We start from the raw sequence: 15,199 nt of genomic DNA, 5'->3' as shown, positions 1-15,199 counted from the left end.
GCTTCGCCTCCGTTTCGGCTCTCCCTTCGCCGATCCCACGGGCCCCGGCCGCCGTGCCGGGGCCCGGCTCCGTACCGGGGCATTCGTGTCACAGCCCTGTCCCGGAGCGGCCGGGATCGGCCGGAGCCGGTCCCTCCATTGGTAAAATGCCCCAATGACCTGGCTCATCACCGGCGGCGCCGGATACATCGGCTCCCATGTCGTCAAGGCAATGACCGAGGCGGGCGAGGACGTCGTCGTCCTCGACGACCTCAGCACCGGCAACCCCGCGCGCGTGCCGCAGGGCATCGTGCTGGAGCGGGGCACGGTCCTCGACCGCGCCTTCGTGGACCGGGTGCTCCGCGAGCACTCGATCGACGGCATCGTGCACCTCGCCGGGAAGAAGCAGGTCGCCGAGTCCGTCGAGCGCCCCCTGTACTACTACCGGGAGAACGTCCAGGGTCTGGAGACCCTGCTGGAAGCCGCGGCCGACGCCGGGGTCACCCGCTTCCTCTTCTCCTCCTCGGCGTCCGTCTACGGCATGCCCGACGTCGACCTCGTCACCGAGGACACCCCCTGCGCCCCGCTCAGCCCCTACGGCGAGACCAAGCTCGCCGGTGAGTGGCTGGTCCGGGCCGCGGGCAAGGCGCACTCCATCTCCACCTCCTGCCTGCGCTACTTCAACGTGGCGGGCGCGGCCACCCCCGAACTGGCCGATACCGGGGTCTTCAACCTGGTGCCGATGGTCTTCGAGCGGATCGACGCCGGGGCCGCCCCCCGGATCTTCGGCGACGACTACGCCACCCCCGACGGGACCTGCATCCGCGACTACATCCATGTCGAGGACCTGGCCGACGCCCATCTGGCGGCGGCCCGCAAGCTCGCCGAGTTCTCCGCCGAGGGCGAGGTACGCGACCTCACGTTCAACATCGGCCGCGGTGAGGGCGTCTCCGTACGCGAGATGATCGGGCTGATCGACGAGGTCACCGGCAACACGGTCGAGGCCACCGTCACCCCGCGCCGCCCCGGCGACCCGGCGCAGGTCGTCGCCTGCGCCGACCTGATCCACACCGAGCTGGGCTGGAAGGCGCGGCACGAGGTCCGGGACATGATCTCCTCCGCCTGGGAGGGCTGGAACCGCAAGGGCTGAACCGCCCCGTGACGCCCCGAGGGGGGCCGCCGACTCCGGTCGGCGGCCCCCCTCGTACGTATCGTCGTGTCCTCGTGTCCTCGTGTCCTCGCGCCCGTCGCTCAGTGCGCGATGCCGTCGATCAACTCCCGGGCGCCCTGCCGCAGCAGCGCCACCGCCACCGAGGTGCCCAGCGTCGCCGGATCCAGCGGCCCCGCCCACTCATGGGCGTTGAGGACCTGCTTGCCGTCGGGGGTGAAGACCTTCGCGCGCAGCGACAGCTCACCGCCGCGTTCGGAGCGGGCGTAGCCCGCGATGGGGGAGTTGCAGTGCCCCTGGAGGACATGGAGGAACATCCGCTCCGCCGTCGCCTCGCGGTACGCCGCCGGATCGCCCAGCCCGCTGACCAGATCGATGGTCTCGGTATCCGTCTCCCGGCACTGAAGGGCCAGGATCCCGGCCCCGATCGGCGGGCACATCGTCTCCACCGACAGGATCTCGGTGATCACGTCGGTCCGCCCGATCCGCTCCAGACCGGCCGCCGCCAGCAACAGCGCGTCCGCCTCCCCGGCGGCCAGCTTCTCCAGCCGCCGGTTGGCGTTGCCCCGCATCGGTACGCACTCCAACTCCGGGTGCGAGGCCGCGAGCTGGGCGATCCGGCGGACCGACGACGTACCGATCCGGGTGCCCGGCGGCAGCTCGTCCAGGGTCAGCCCGCCCGGATGGATCAGCGCGTCCCGGATGTCGTCCCGGGCCAGGAAGGCGGCGAAGACGGTCCCGGCCGGCAGCGGCCGGTCGGCGGGGACGTCCTTGACGCAGTGCACCGCGAGATCGGCCTCCCCGGCCAGCAGGGCGGCGTCCACCTCCTTGGTGAAGGCGCCCTTGCCGCCGAGCTTCGCCAGATCACCCATCCAGCGGTCACCGGAGGTCGTCACCGGGACGACCTCCGTCCGGATCCCCGGGTGCAGGGCGGCCAGTTCGGTCCGTACGCGCTCCACCTGGGCGAGGGCCATCGGGGACGAGCGGGTGACGATGCGGATCAGCTCGGGATCGGACATGCGGACCACGATAGGGCGTCTGGAGCCATGGTCATTCCACCCCGCCGTGCCACCACCGGGATTTCGCCACCGAAGACCTCATCGGGCCTTGTGCGCCCCACCGTTCACATGCAGCACCTGGCCGGTGATGTGCCGGGCGGCGGGGGAGGAGAGGAAGGCCACCGCCCCCGCGATATCGGCCGGTGTCCCGGCCCGTCCGGTCGCGGTCGCCGCGACCAGGGCGTCCCGCCGCTCGTCGGGAAGCCGGTCGCGGAAGAACTCGGTCTCCGTCGTATAGCCGGGCGATACGACATTGGCCGTGATCCCGCGGCCACCCAACTCGCCCGCCAGGCTGATGTTCCAGGCCACCAGCCCGGCTTTGGCGGCGCCGTACGACCCCGCCCCCTGATCGGCCGCGATCGACCCGATCTGGACGACGGCGCCGCCGCCGTCGGCGAGCAGCCCGGCCAGGGCCCGGGTGGTGAGGGCGGCGCTCACCAGATTGGCATCCAGATTGGCCCGGAAGTCCCGGGCGTACGCGGCCAGATCGCTCTCCTCCGCCCCCTCCGCGTCGAAGTCGGTATTGCCGCCCGCGTTGTTCACCAGGACGTCGATCCGGCCGGGCAGCCGCTCCCGGAGCCGTAGCAGCGCGCCGGGATCCGTGTGGTCGCAGCTCTCGGCCACGACGGTCACCCCGTCGGCCGCCCTTCCGGTCAGCTCCGCCGCGGCCCTGCTCAGCGGCTCGGGCCGCCGTCCGGTGATGACGACCGAGGCCCCCGGCTCGGCGGTGACGAAGTGCCGGGCGATCGCCAGCCCGATTCCCGTACCGCCCCCGGTGACGAGGATGGTGCGTGTCATATCCTGGTCTCCCCAGTCCGTTGAGGTCTAAATTTAGACCTCAACATAACCCGTGGAGGCACCCCCGTGGCAAGCCAGTACCCACCGGTCCCCGAGAAGTCGGCCCACTCCATCGCCGACGCGTGGCACCGCGAACTCCCCGGCGTCCCGGTCTCCTCCATCGGTGTCGTCACCCCCCTGTGGCGCCTGGCCAAACTCTTCGGCGACGACCGCCGCCGCGTCCTCGCCCGGCTCGGCGTGGACACCGCGACCCTCGACCTCCTCAGCGTCCTGCGCCGCTCGGGCCCCCCGTACACCCTCACCACCCGCGAACTCGGCCACCGCTCCCTGGTCACCGCGGGCGCCGTCTCCCAGCGGGTCGCCCGCGCCGAATCCGACGGCCTGGTCACCCGCTCGGCCCCCACGGGCCGCCCCCGCACGGTCGAGGTCACCCTCACCCCGGCGGGCCACACCCTGGTCGAATCCACGGTCGCCTCGGTCCTCACCCGCGAATCGGACCTCCTGGCGGGCCTGAACGGAGAGGAACGAACCCAGTTGGCGACCCTGCTGGAAAAGCTCTTCACCACGGCCGCGGACACCCTGGACGACCACCGGGTCACACATGTGGGGGAGGGGTCGCCATGAGCGGTCCGCGGGCCGGGGCCCGCTCACCCCGGCACGCCGACGGGGCGGCGGCTCCGACGGGTGTCGGAGTGCGCCGCCCCGGGCGGGACGGGGTGCGGGAGGTGGTCCCGCCGGGTTACTTCGGGTCGCGCTCGAAGACCGACTTGGACCAGAAGTAGCCGAGCAGGGCCAGGCCGACGCACCAGGCGAGGGCGAGCCAGCCGTTGTGGCCGATCTCCGTGCCGAGGAGCAGGCCGCGCAGGGTCTCGATCGCCGGGGTGAAGGGCTGGTACTCGGCGATCGGCTGGAAGGCGCCGGGCATGGCGTCGACCGGGACGAACGCGCTGGAGATCAGCGGGAGGAAGATCAGCGGCATGGCGTTGTTGCTGGCTGCCTCGGCGTTGGGGCTGACCATGCCCATACCGACCGCGATCCAGGTGAGCGCCAGGGCGAACAGGGTCAGCAGACCGAAGGCGGCGACCCACTCCACCAGGGTGGCGTCGGTGGAGCGGAAGCCGATGGCGACCCCGACCGCCCCGACGAAGGCCACACTGATGATGGTCTGCAGCACGCTGCCGATCACATGGCCGATCAGGATGGAGCCCCGGTGGATGGCCATGGTGCGGAACCGGGCGATGATGCCCTCGGTCATGTCCATGGAGACGGAGACCGCGGTGCCGATAGTCGTACTGCCGATGGTCATCAGCAGCAGGCCGGGCAGGAGATAGGCGAGATAATCGGACCGGTCGGCGCCGCCGCCGATACCGGCGCTCATGGCCTCGCCGAAGACGAAGACGAAGAGCAGCAGCATCATCACCGGCGTGAGCAGCAGGTTCAGCGTCATGGACGGGTAGCGCCGGACGCGCAGCAGATTGCGCCGCAGCATCGTGGACGAGTCGCGTACCGCGAGGGAGAGGGAGTTCATCGGGCGTCCTCCTTGGACTCGCCACCGGTACGGCCGGTCACACCGGCGCCGGTCAGGGCGAAGAACACATCGTCGAGATCGGGGGTGTGCACGGTCAGTTCGTCGGCTTCGATTCCGGCGGAGTCCAGCCAGTCGAGGATGGACCGCAGCTCGCGCTGGCTGCCGTCGCTGGGGAGCTGGAGAGTGAGTGCCTCGTCGTCGCGGGTGGTCTCGCGCAGGGCGGAGGCGGCGTTCTGATAGGCCGTCGGGTCGGTGAAGCGGAGGCGGATGTGGCCGCCCGGAATGAGCCGTTTCAACTCCTCCGCGGTGCCCTGCGCGGCGATCCGGCCGTCGTTCAGTACGGCGATCCGGTGGGCGAGTTCATCGGCCTCCTCCAGATACTGGGTGGTGAGGAAGACGGTGACGCCACCGGAGACGAGCTGCCGGATGATCTGCCACATGTTGTGGCGGGACCGCGGGTCGAGGCCGGTGGTCGGTTCGTCGAGGAAGATGATCTGCGGCGCGCCGACCAGGGTCATCGCGATGTCGAGCCGCCGCTTCATCCCGCCGGAGTAGCTCTGGGCGGGCTTCTTCGCCGCCTCGGTGAGATCGAACCGCTCCAGGAGTTCGGCCACTACCCGCTGCCCCTCCTTCCGGGGCAGATGGTGCAGATCGGCCATCAGCAGCATGTTCTCCTCGCCGGTGATCAGCCCGTCGACGGCGGAGAACTGGCCGGTGACACCGATCGCCGCGCGGACGGCCTGGGCCTCGGTGGCCAGGTCGTGACCGGCGATGGTGGCCCGTCCGTCGTCCGGGGTGATCAGGGTGGAGAGGATCTTCACCGCGGTGGTCTTGCCCGCGCCGTTCGGACCCAGCAGGGCGAAGACCGAACCGGTGGGGATTTCGAGGTCGATACCGTCGAGGACGACCTTCTCGCCGTAGGACTTGCGCAGCCCGGTGGCGGAGACGGCGGCGATCGGCGGGGAGCCAATCTTGGATGTGGGCATGACAGAGCTGCTCATGGAGTCTTCCTGTTCGAGAGAAGGAACGACTGGGGAAACGGAGGGGGGATTCAGATCCGGGCGCGGAGGACGTCGATACTGCCGTGCCGGGTCCGGGCGTGGATCCTGACGGTGTCCTCGGCCTTGTCGGGGGCCTCGGACGAGGTGAGACCGTTGTGCACCCGGCCGGACCCCGCATGGGCGTCGAGCCAGACGGCGGAGCCCTCGCGGACGCCGACTTCGATGGCGCCGTAGGGGGTCTCCAGTTCCACGGTGCCGCGGGCCACTTCGCCCACCCGGACGGTGCCGTTGGTGGTGACGGCGGTGACCGAGTCCTCGGCCCGCCGGATGTCGATATCGCCGTGCCCGCCGGTCACCCGCAGTTCGCCGGTGGAGGCGCCGACGGTCGTGGTGCCGTGCGCGTTCTTCAGTACGGCGGATCCGTCGATCCGTCCGACCCGCAGGCTGCCGGAGCTGGTGGAGATCTCCGCCGGGCCCTCGACCCGCTCCACGGTGACCGAGCCGTGTTTCGCGGCCAGCCGCAGCGGGCCGGTCGTGTCGAACCGGACGTCCCCGGACGAGGTCTCCACCCGTACCTCGCCGAGCCGCCCCTCGCCGACCACCTGCGCCCAGGCGCCGGTCAGGTCGACCCGCGAGCCGGTCGGCAGTCGTACCGTCACCTCGACGGCGCCGGTCCTGCCGAGCAACTGGGGCTTGGGCGTTCTGACCGTCAGCACGCCGTCGGCGAAGCCGACTTCCGTCCCGTCGGCGGTCCGGACGTCCAACTCCTTCTTCGGGTCCCGGGGCTGTACGTTGACCACGGCGTCGGCCCGCTCGTCCGCGGTGAACTGGATGGAACCGGCCTCCACCCGGGCGGTGACCGCGACAGGTCCGGTGGTGTCGAAAGCAGGCATGGCTGTTCCGTTCTCTTGGCTGAGTTGGTAAATGCGAATGTCGTACGGGCGGTGACGCGGCTAGCGCACCCACCCGGTGAAGCTCTGTCCGCCGACCCGGGTCCCACCGGCGGTCCACCCCCCGGCACGGCCGTCGACCACGGCCCCCACGGCCCGCACCAGCCACGCGTTGAGCGACAGCCCCTCGCGCCCCGCGGCCTCCTCGGCCCGCGCCTTGAGCTGCGCGGGCAGCCGCAGATTGACCCGGGCGGTCCCACCCTCGTCACCGTCGGCACCGGCCTGTGGCGCGACCGGCTCCATGATGGCGCCATCCTCGACAACCGGTGCCAGAGTCACGACGAAGTCGGGCTCCAGCCCCCGCAGCCGTACCTCGGCCGACCCGGGCGCCAGCTGCCTGCTGATCTCGTCCATGGCGGCGGAGAGCGCGCTGAGCATGGCCAGCCGGGTCGCCGACTCCAGCGGAGCGGAGAGCTTCTCGGCCAGCTCACGGGCGTCGTCCCCACCGGCTTCGGCGGCCACCGCGAATTCGCGGTGGAGAGTGTCGACATACGGGGTGAGGTCCATGACGTCATCATGGCACCATCATGTCGCCATATCAACCCCGAATGGCGCCGCTGGGGGGTCATGATGTCGCCTCGATATCGTGACCTGCGGAGATGCCGGGGTGACGGTGCGAAATCAGGTCTGCCCGGCGTGGCGCCATGGCGGGCTCACGCCGGATTGTGGCGCCAACTGGCGCCAGTCGGCGGTGCGCGTTGCCAACGGGCGGCCGGGGTCCTTCGGCTCGTGGACGGGGGTGGGACCGGGTCCCGGCAACGCCGCCGCCGAAATCCTGGGAAGGCGAGGGCCTTCTGGAGCGGTGCCGCGCGCGGCTGACCGCACGAGCGAGGGCCGCCACCTCCGAGTGGAGGTGGCGGCCCTTGGCTGCCCTGTGACCGGTGTTTGTCCGGTGTGCTTCCTAGAGGTCGAAGTACAGCTCGAACTCGTGCGGGTGCGGGCGGAGCTGGATCGGGGCGATCTCGTGGGTGCGCTTGTAGTCGATCCAGGTCTCGATCAGGTCGGCGGTGAAGACGCCGCCCGCCTGGAGGTACTCGTTGTCCTGCTCCAGCGCGTCGAGGACGGCCGGGAGGGAGGTCGGGACCTGGGGGACGCCCGCGTGCTCCTCGGGGGCCAGCTCGTAGAGGTCCTTGTCGATCGGCTCGGCCGGCTCGATCTTGTTCTTGACGCCGTCGAGGCCCGCGAGGAGGAGGGCCGAGAAGGCCAGGTACGGGTTGGACGACGGGTCGGGGGCGCGGAACTCGACGCGCTTGGCCTTGGGGTTAGAGCCGGTGATCGGGATGCGCATCGCGGCGGAGCGGTTCCGCTGCGAGTAGACCAGGTTGACCGGGGCCTCGAAGCCGGGGACCAGGCGGTGGTAGGAGTTCACCGTCGGGTTGGTGAAGGCCAGCAGCGACGGGGCGTGCTTGAGGATGCCGCCGATGTAGTAGCGGGCGGTGTCGGAGAGACCGGCGTAGCCCTGCTCGTCGTAGAAGAGCGGCGAGCCGTTCTGCCAGAGCGACTGGTGGACGTGCATGCCCGAGCCGTTGTCGCCGAAGATCGGCTTCGGCATGAAGGTCGCGGTCTTGCCGTTGCGCCAGGCGACGTTCTTCACGATGTACTTGAAGAGCATCAGGTCGTCGGCGGCGGCCAGCAGGGTGTTGAACTTGTAGTTGATCTCCGCCTGGCCCGCGGTGCCGACCTCGTGGTGCTGGCGCTCGACCTGGAGGCCGGACCTCTCCAGCTCCAGGGAGATCTCCGCGCGCAGGTCGGCGAAGTGGTCGACCGGCGGGGCGGGGAAGTAGCCGCCCTTGTAGCGGACCTTGTAGCCGCGGTTGTCCTCGACCGCACCGGTGTTCCAGGCGCCCGCCTCGGAGTCGATGTGGTAGAAGCCCTCGTTGGCGGAGGTGTTGAAGCGGACCGAGTCGAAGACGTAGAACTCCGCCTCCGGGCCGAAGAACGCGGTGTCCGCGATGCCGGTGGAGGCGAGGTAGGTCTCCGCCTTCTTGGCGATGTTCCGCGGGTCACGGCTGTACTGCTCGCCGGTGATCGGGTCGTGGATGAAGAAGTTGATGTTGACCGTCTTGTCCCGGCGGAACGGGTCGACCCGGGCCGTGGACAGGTCGGCGCGCAGCGCCATGTCCGACTCGTGGATCGCCTGGAAGCCGCGGATCGACGATCCGTCGAAGGCCAGCTCCTCCGCCGGGTCGAAGATGCTCGCCGGGATCGTGAAGTGCTGCATCACGCCTGGCAGGTCGCAGAACCGGACATCGATGAACTTGACGTCCTCGTCGGCGATGAACTTCTTCACGTCGTCGGCGTTCTGGAACATCCAACTCCTCCTACTCCCGTCCCGGGCGGGGGCGGGTAGCTCGTCCGTGCGACCAGTGCGGTGGTCCACGCAGGCCCGACCATAGGCAGGGGGCATTTCTCCAGCATGACCCGATTGTTTCCGGCGCGTTAACCGGGCGGGTGGTCGGTGTCGGCCGGATCACCCCAGGTCGTCCCGTCGGAGCCGACCCGGCCGCCGGGGGACGGAACGGGGCGCAGTACCGTGGACGGGTGGACAACAGGCAAGCAATCGGATCGTGGCTCTCCGGACCCCGCGCGGCGGCCGAGGACATGGGCGTCGACTTCGGGTACCGGGGCAAGCGGCTCGGCCTGCCGGAGGAGGGGCCGGGCGCCATCGCCCCCACCGGGCGGCGACTCGGGGCCGTCTTCGTCGACTGGGGTCTCTGTTTCCTCGTCGCGAGCGCCTTCTTCGCCGACGGCAACCGGCAGACCGCCGGTAACTGGGCGCTGGGCATCTTCTTCGTACTGAGCGTGCTCACCCTGGGGACCGTGGGCTTCACCCCCGGGAAGCGGCTGTTCCGGCTCCAGGTGGTAGCCGTCGAGGGCGGGCGGCTGCCCGCCGGGCGGGTGCTGCTGCGGAGCGTGCTGCTCTGTCTGGGGCTTCCGGCGCTGATCTGGGACCGTGACGGCCGCGGGCTGCACGACCGGTTCGCGAAGGCCGTGGAAGTACGGATCTGATCCAGTCCGGTCCGGGAGCGGGTCGGCCCGAGCCCGAGCCGGATTCGGAGTCGGCGTACGGCGTAGTCGGAGCAGCCGGAGTACGGGGGGTCCGCCTCGGGTTTCCCGGGGCTACGAGGCCCTGCCCGGCGGCCGGTCCTGAAACGCGAAGAACGTGAAGAAGGGGGCGGCCGGAGGATTTCCTCCGGCCGCCCCCTTCACGTACTGGCGGTTCGGGCTCAGCGCATCTTTCCGCCGCGTGGCATGCGCATGCCCTTCGGCATGGGTCCCTTCGGCAGCGGCATATTGCTCAGCAGGTCGCCGAGCGCGCGCAGCCGGTCGTTGGTCGCGGTCACCTGCGGGCCCGAGAGCACCCGGGGCAGCTTCAGCATGGTCGTACGGACCTTCTTCAGCGGCACCTGGCCCTCGTCCGTGCCCACCACGATGTCGTGCACCGGCACGTCCATCACGACCCGGGACATCTTCTTCTTCTCGGCCGCGAGCAGTGTCTTCAGCCGGTTCGGGTTGCCCTCGGCCACCAGGACGATTCCGGCCCGGCCGACGGCGCGGTGCACCACGTCCTGGTTGCGGTTCATCGCCACCGCGGGGGTGGTGGTCCAGCCGCGGCCCACGTTCTGGAGTACGGCCGCCGCCGCTCCCGGCTGGCCCTCCATCTGGCTGAACGCCGCCCGCTCGGCCCGTCGGCCGAAGACGATCGCCATCGAGAGGAAGGCGAGCAGGAAGCCCAGGATGCCCAGATAGATCGGATAGCCGATCCAGAAGCCGATACCGAGGAAGACACCGAAGGTGACGATTCCCACGGCCGCGATGACCAGACCGATCACCGGATCGGCCTTACGGGTCATCTTGTAGGTGAGGGCGATCTGCTTCAGTCGCCCGGGGTTCGCGGCGGCGTCAGCGCCTTCCGCTCTCTCTGCTTTTGCCTTCCTCGCCATAATCCGAAGTTTACGTGGCCTTCGACGCGGGGTCCGCCACGGCCTCCAGTACGTGCAGGGCCTCGACCCGGTCCTTGGCCCGGCGGCGGTCCTCCAGGACGGCCGTCCAGGCGTTGCGGCGGGCGGTGCGCTGGCCGCCGGAGAGCAGCAGGGCCTCCATGGCGCGCAGGGCTCCGGTGACGGTGAGGGCGACGGACGGCGGGAGGGCGGTGGCGCGTACGGGACGTACTGGCGCGGCCTGCATGGGTGGGCCCCCTTCGGGGAGAACGGGGCCGGCCGGGGTCGCTGGCGGGGCGTGCGGGCCTCGCGCGGCCGGGGTCGGTCCGACGACGGCTACAGGTGGTGCTGGCGGTGCTGGAGTGGTGCCGGGTGGCTCCGGGACGGGGCCGTGGAGCGATACGGCGGCCTCGGCGCGCGGGGTCCGTGGTGCGGCGCGGCCCCGGTCCGCCGGACGGGTTCCGGAGGCTGTCCGGCGGGCTTCGAAGCCGGTCGGAACCAGGGTCACTGCTTGGTGTTACCAGGGCGTGACCGGCCGGTCAAACACGGGTGAATCCCGGAATCAGACGCTCCGCGAGGGCCCGGGTCGTCCCTGTCCGTCCCTGCCTGCGGGAAGTGCCCGGACCGCGGCCGAACTCGCCGTACCGGGCGGTAATGACTTGTGCTCGAATTCACACACGAGCGCCCGGGGCCCGGAGGTGCCGGGGAGCGCCCGGAGAGCCGTACGGCCCGGGGCCGGGAGCCGGGTCACGACCCGGCGCCGTACGACCGACCCCGGGCCGTGCCCGGCGCCGTACGACCCCGGGCCGTGACCCGTCGCTCAGACGACCGGCAGCGTGGCTCGGTCGCCCGTCAGCCGCTTCTCCATCGCCTGCTGGTAGAGCCGACCGGCCCGGTACGACGAACGCACCAGCGGGCCCGACATCACACCGGAGTAGCCGATCTGCTCGGCCTCCTCCTTCAGCTCCACGAACTCGTGCGGCTTCACCCACCGCTCCACCGGGTGGTGGCGCACCGAGGGACGCAGATACTGCGTGATCGTGATCAGCTCGCAACCCGCGTCGTGCATCTGCCGCAGTGCGTCGGAGACCTCCGCCCGCTCCTCGCCCAGGCCGAGGATCAGATTCGACTTGGTGACCAGACCCGCCTCGCGGGCCCGGGTCAGCACCTCCAGGGACCGCTCGTAGCGGAACCCGGGGCGGATCCGCTTGAAGACCCGCGGCACGGTCTCGACATTGTGCGCGAACACCTCGGGCCGGGAGGCGAAGACCTCGGCCAGCAGCTCCGGCACGGCGTTGAAGTCCGGCGCCAGCAGCTCCACCTTCGTCCGGCCGTCCGCGCGCTCCGCGGTCTGCCGGTGGATCTCCCGGACCGTCTCCGCGTACAGCCAGGCGCCGCCGTCGGGCAGGTCGTCCCGGGCGACACCGGTGATCGTGGCGTAGTTCAGGTCCATCGTGACCACGGACTCGCCGACCCGCCGGGGCTCGTCCCGGTCCAGCGCCTCCGGCTTGCCGGTGTCGATCTGGCAGAAGTCGCAGCGCCTGGTGCACTGGTCGCCACCGATGAGGAACGTCGCCTCCCGGTCCTCCCAGCACTCGAAGATATTGGGACAGCCCGCCTCCTGGCACACCGTGTGCAGGTCCTCGCGCTTCACGAGGTTCTGCATCTTGGTGTACTCGGGGCCCATCTTCGCCCGGGTCTTGATCCACTCGGGCTTGCGCTCGATGGGGGTCTGGCTGTTCCTGACCTCCAGGCGCAGCATCTTGCGTCCGTCGGGTGCGACAGCGGACACGTGGCGCCCCTTTCTGCTATCGCGGCATTCGATTCTGCGGCGCACACCAGGGTACGCCCGTGTTTCCTGTGGCCCTCAGTCGAGCCAACCCCGTCACGCGGAGGTGAATTCCCCCGAACGGCCCGTGACCCCCGGCGCGCCCGGGATCCGGCCCCCGCGGGCTCCGCTCAGGGCGCCGCCCCCACCGCCCGCGGCGCCGGCGCAGCCCCCTCCAGCACCAGCCGCAGATGCTTCTCCACCACCGGCAGCACCTCGGCGATCGTGATCTCCCGGCCCAGCTCGTTCGCGAGCGACGCGACCCCGGCGTCCCGGATCCCGCACGGCACGATCCGGTCGAACCAGGTGTTGTCCGGATTCACATTGAGGGCGAACCCGTGCATCGAGACGCCCTTCGCGATCCGGATGCCGATCGCCGCCAGCTTCCGGTCCTCCCGCCGCTGGCCCGCGTTGGACGGGGCGTACTCCGGCCCGTTCAGCCGGGGGTCGAATTCGGGGTCCTGGATCCTGGGGTCGAAGTCGAGATCGAGCCCGCCGAGCGACGGCCGGGACTCCACCGGGTCGCCCAGCACCCAGACCCCGCTGCGGCCCTCGACCCGGCTGGTCGCCAGACCGAACTCGGCGCACGCGCCGATCAGCGCCTCCTCCAGCCTGCGGACATGAGCCACCACGTCCACCGGACGCGGCAGCTTCAGGATCGGATAGCCCACCAGCTGCCCCGGACCGTGCCAGGTGATCTTGCCGCCCCGGTCGACGTCGACGACGGGCGTGCCGTCCAGCGGCCGCTCGCTCTCCTCGGTCCTGCGCCCCGCCGTGTAGACCGGCGGATGCTCCAGCAGCAGACAGGTGTCGGGGACCTCGTCGGCGAACCGCGCCGCGTGCACCTCCCGCTGCCTCTGCCATGCCTCCCGGTACTCCACGGCGTCCTCGCCGAAGCCCAGCCGGACGAACCGCAGCTCACCCACGGCACTGCCTCCTTACGAACCCTCACGTCGCGCCGGAGCGCCCGCCGCGCCCCCGCCAGGGTACGGCCGGGGCGCCCGGCACCGGCCGGACGTCCTCCGGTCAGCGCACCCCCCATCCTCACACGTTCGGATGAAGCTCGGACGAAGCCGGTGGGCCGCTCCGGAGGGGCGGCTAAATTCGCGCCGTTCCATGAGGGCTGCGACCGGCCCGGAAGGCAGGAGACCAGACGGCTGATGACGGAACGACCCCCGCAGCGCACCCCCAACCGCCAGCTCGCCGCACTCATCGCCGAAGCCGGGTTCTCCAATGCGGGCCTCGCCCGCAGGGTGGACCAGCTCGGCCTGGAGCACGGTCTCGACCTGCGCTACGACAAGACGTCCGTGACCCGCTGGCTCCGCGGCCAGCAGCCCCGCGGCACCACGCCCGCACTCATCGCCGAGGTCTTCACCCGGCGCCTCGGCAGACGGCTCTCCGCGCAGGACCTCGGACTCGACGCCTGCGCGCCCGTCTACGCCGGACTCGAGTTCGCCGCCACCCCCGAGGAGGCCGTCGAGATCGTCGGCGGGCTCTGGCGCAAGGACTCCGGCAGCCATGCCGAACTCCGCAAGATCGCCTTCACCCCGGCCGGGCTCGTGGTGCCCAGCCGGGACTGGCTGATCGGCCGCGCCGACGAACGCGTCGCGCGCGGCGAACCGTCGCCCGCGGCGCCCGTACCGGGCGGGCTCCGGGTACCCGCCCAGGGCGGCGCCGGCGTCCCCCGCCAGCGCTCCGCCGACCGCTCCGCCGAACGGGGCCCCGGCCAGCGGGTCTCCGGCGGGGACATCGCCGCCCTCCGCTCGGTCGGCGAACTCTTCCGGACCATCGACAACGCCTACGGCGGCGGCCACGCCCGCCAGGCCCTCGTCCGCTATCTGGAGCACGAGGCCGAGCCCATGCTCCGCGGTACGTACGGGGAGGCCACCGGGCGGCGGCTGTTCGGCGCCGTCGCCGATCTGACCCGGCTCGCCGGGTGGACCTCGTACGACATCGCGGCCCACGGCCTCGCCCAGCGCTACTTCGTCCAGGCCCTGCGGCTGGCCCAGGCCGCCGGGGACCGGGCCTACGGCTCGTACGTCCTGGTCACCATGAGCCGCCAGGCGGTCTACCTGGGCCACGGCCGGGAAGCCGTCCAGCTCACCCGGGTCGCCCAGCAGGGCGTCGGCCCCACCGCGCCCGCCGCAGTACAGGGCCTGCTGCACGCCGTCGAGGCGCGCGGCCACGGGGTACTCGGCGACGCCCGTTCCTGTACGGCGTCCCTGGTCCGGGCCGAACGGGCGCTGGACTCCGCGCGGCCCGGGGACGACGTGCCGACCTGGGCGCGATTCTTCGACGAGGCACAGCTCGCCGACGAGTTCGCGCACTGCTACCGCGACCTCCAGCAGTACCGCCCGGCGATCCAGTACGCCGAACGGTCCCTCCAGCTCAGGCCGCACCAACTGGCCCGCAGCAGGCTCTTCTGCCGGGTCGTCCTCGCCACCGCCCGGCTGGGCCTCGGCGAACTGGACCAGGCGTGCGCGCTGGGCGCCGAGGCCGCCCTCCAGGCGTCGGAGATGCGTTCCGTACGCGCCCTGGAGTACGTCCGCGACTTCGAACGGCGACTCGACCCGTACCGGGAGGCGGCGGCCGTCCGGGGCTACCGGGAGCGGGTCGCCGCGATGGGCTAGCCGGGCCCGGGCGTCCCGCGGCGAGGCCGTTCCGGTGGGCGCGGCTGGGGGCGCGCGGTCCCCGTATCCCGGTCGGTTCGCCTCCGGGCGGCCGGGATCCGTAGGCGGTCCCCGCCGCAGGGCGCCCGGGGCCCGGGCCGGTTCACGGCCGGGGCGGTGACGGTCGTACGCGGACGGCGCCGGGCCGGACCGAAGCCGTCGGCGGCACCGGGCCGTGTCGTCAGCATGGCGCCGTCCGCCCGTAGGGCGGGGCCCGCGGCGTTCGGTGCGTGCAGTCCGCGACGCGGTGGGGGTCCCCCCCCGGCGGAGCCAGGGGCC

Annotated in this window: 15 protein-coding genes; 4 read left to right on the top strand and 11 right to left on the bottom strand. The window is 71.4% G+C overall.

The window, feature by feature from the left end:
- Window positions 1-154: 154 nt before the first annotated feature.
- Window positions 155-1,129: a UDP-glucose 4-epimerase GalE gene (galE, locus tag AB0G74_RS18060; protein ID WP_361147103.1), complete on the top strand. Its 975-nt coding sequence runs from the start codon at window positions 155-157 to the stop codon at window positions 1,127-1,129.
- Between the two features lie 101 nt (window positions 1,130-1,230).
- Here galE and hemC read toward each other — a convergent pair whose 3' ends face one another.
- Together hemC and AB0G74_RS18050 are read right to left on the bottom strand one after the other, a co-directional pair.
- Window positions 1,231-2,166: a hydroxymethylbilane synthase gene (gene hemC, locus AB0G74_RS18055; RefSeq protein ID WP_361147100.1), complete on the bottom strand. Its 936-nt coding sequence runs from the start codon at window positions 2,164-2,166 to the stop codon at window positions 1,231-1,233.
- A gap of 78 nt (window positions 2,167-2,244) precedes the next feature.
- Entirely contained in the window at window positions 2,245-3,003 is a 759-nt protein-coding gene (locus AB0G74_RS18050) for an SDR family oxidoreductase (protein ID WP_361147097.1), read from the bottom strand.
- A gap of 66 nt (window positions 3,004-3,069) precedes the next feature.
- Here AB0G74_RS18050 and AB0G74_RS18045 point away from each other — a divergent pair, with 66 nt between their 5' ends.
- Complete coding sequence (locus AB0G74_RS18045; RefSeq protein ID WP_361147094.1) at window positions 3,070-3,627, top strand: MarR family transcriptional regulator; 558 nt, start codon at window positions 3,070-3,072, stop codon at window positions 3,625-3,627.
- Window positions 3,628-3,742: 115 nt separating this feature from the next.
- On the opposite strand, the gene AB0G74_RS18040 is transcribed toward AB0G74_RS18045, so the two are convergent.
- The 5 genes from AB0G74_RS18040 to glnA form a co-directional block, all read right to left on the bottom strand.
- Window positions 3,743-4,531 (bottom strand): ABC transporter permease, encoded by a 789-nt coding sequence (locus AB0G74_RS18040; protein ID WP_361147092.1) that lies wholly within the window; start codon window positions 4,529-4,531, stop codon window positions 3,743-3,745.
- On the bottom strand, window positions 4,528-5,532 hold the full coding sequence (locus AB0G74_RS18035) for an ATP-binding cassette domain-containing protein (protein WP_361147088.1): 1,005 nt from the start codon (window positions 5,530-5,532) through the stop codon (window positions 4,528-4,530). Before AB0G74_RS18035 ends, AB0G74_RS18040 begins: the two co-directional genes overlap by 4 nt.
- 50 nt (window positions 5,533-5,582) lie before the next feature.
- On the bottom strand, window positions 5,583-6,425 hold the full coding sequence (locus AB0G74_RS18030; RefSeq protein ID WP_361147085.1) for a DUF4097 family beta strand repeat-containing protein: 843 nt from the start codon (window positions 6,423-6,425) through the stop codon (window positions 5,583-5,585).
- 60 nt (window positions 6,426-6,485) lie between these two features.
- Window positions 6,486-6,989 carry a toxin-antitoxin system HicB family antitoxin gene (locus AB0G74_RS18025; RefSeq protein WP_361147082.1) on the bottom strand — a complete coding sequence of 168 codons (504 nt, stop codon included), beginning with the start codon at window positions 6,987-6,989 and terminating at the stop codon, window positions 6,486-6,488.
- Window positions 6,990-7,383: 394 nt separating this feature from the next.
- A complete protein-coding gene (gene glnA / locus AB0G74_RS18020) occupies window positions 7,384-8,793 on the bottom strand; it encodes a type I glutamate--ammonia ligase (RefSeq protein ID WP_361147078.1) in 1,410 nt (469 codons plus the stop codon).
- Window positions 8,794-9,023: 230 nt separating this feature from the next.
- Here glnA and AB0G74_RS18015 point away from each other — a divergent pair, with 230 nt between their 5' ends.
- A complete protein-coding gene (locus AB0G74_RS18015; RefSeq protein ID WP_361147075.1) occupies window positions 9,024-9,491 on the top strand; it encodes an RDD family protein in 468 nt (155 codons plus the stop codon).
- 218 nt (window positions 9,492-9,709) lie between these two features.
- On the opposite strand, the gene AB0G74_RS18010 is transcribed toward AB0G74_RS18015, so the two are convergent.
- The 4 genes from AB0G74_RS18010 to lipB all read right to left on the bottom strand — a co-directional run bounded on the left by AB0G74_RS18010 (window position 9,710) and on the right by lipB (window position 13,177).
- Complete coding sequence (locus AB0G74_RS18010; RefSeq protein ID WP_361147072.1) at window positions 9,710-10,426, bottom strand: DUF4191 domain-containing protein; 717 nt, start codon at window positions 10,424-10,426, stop codon at window positions 9,710-9,712.
- 10 nt (window positions 10,427-10,436) lie between these two features.
- Window positions 10,437-10,670, bottom strand: coding sequence for a hypothetical protein (locus AB0G74_RS18005; RefSeq protein ID WP_361147069.1), 234 nt, complete (start codon window positions 10,668-10,670; stop codon window positions 10,437-10,439).
- Between the two features lie 573 nt (window positions 10,671-11,243).
- A complete protein-coding gene (lipA, locus tag AB0G74_RS18000; RefSeq protein WP_361147066.1) occupies window positions 11,244-12,215 on the bottom strand; it encodes a lipoyl synthase in 972 nt (323 codons plus the stop codon).
- Window positions 12,216-12,382: 167 nt separating this feature from the next.
- Window positions 12,383-13,177, bottom strand: a complete 795-nt coding sequence (gene lipB, locus AB0G74_RS17995) for a lipoyl(octanoyl) transferase LipB (protein WP_361147063.1) — start codon at window positions 13,175-13,177, stop codon at window positions 12,383-12,385.
- A 234-nt stretch (window positions 13,178-13,411) separates the two neighbouring features.
- Between lipB and AB0G74_RS17990 the strand changes: the two genes are divergently transcribed.
- Entirely contained in the window at window positions 13,412-14,881 is a 1,470-nt protein-coding gene (locus tag AB0G74_RS17990; RefSeq protein ID WP_361147060.1) for a regulator, read from the top strand.
- Window positions 14,882-15,199: the final 318 nt, after the last annotated feature.

It is taken from the genome of Streptomyces sp. NPDC020875 (assembly GCF_040641415.1).
Classification (GTDB): Bacteria; Actinomycetota; Actinomycetes; order Streptomycetales; family Streptomycetaceae; genus Streptomyces.
Note: the sequence above shows the minus strand (reverse complement) of the source record. Positions and strands in the feature narration are given on the sequence as shown.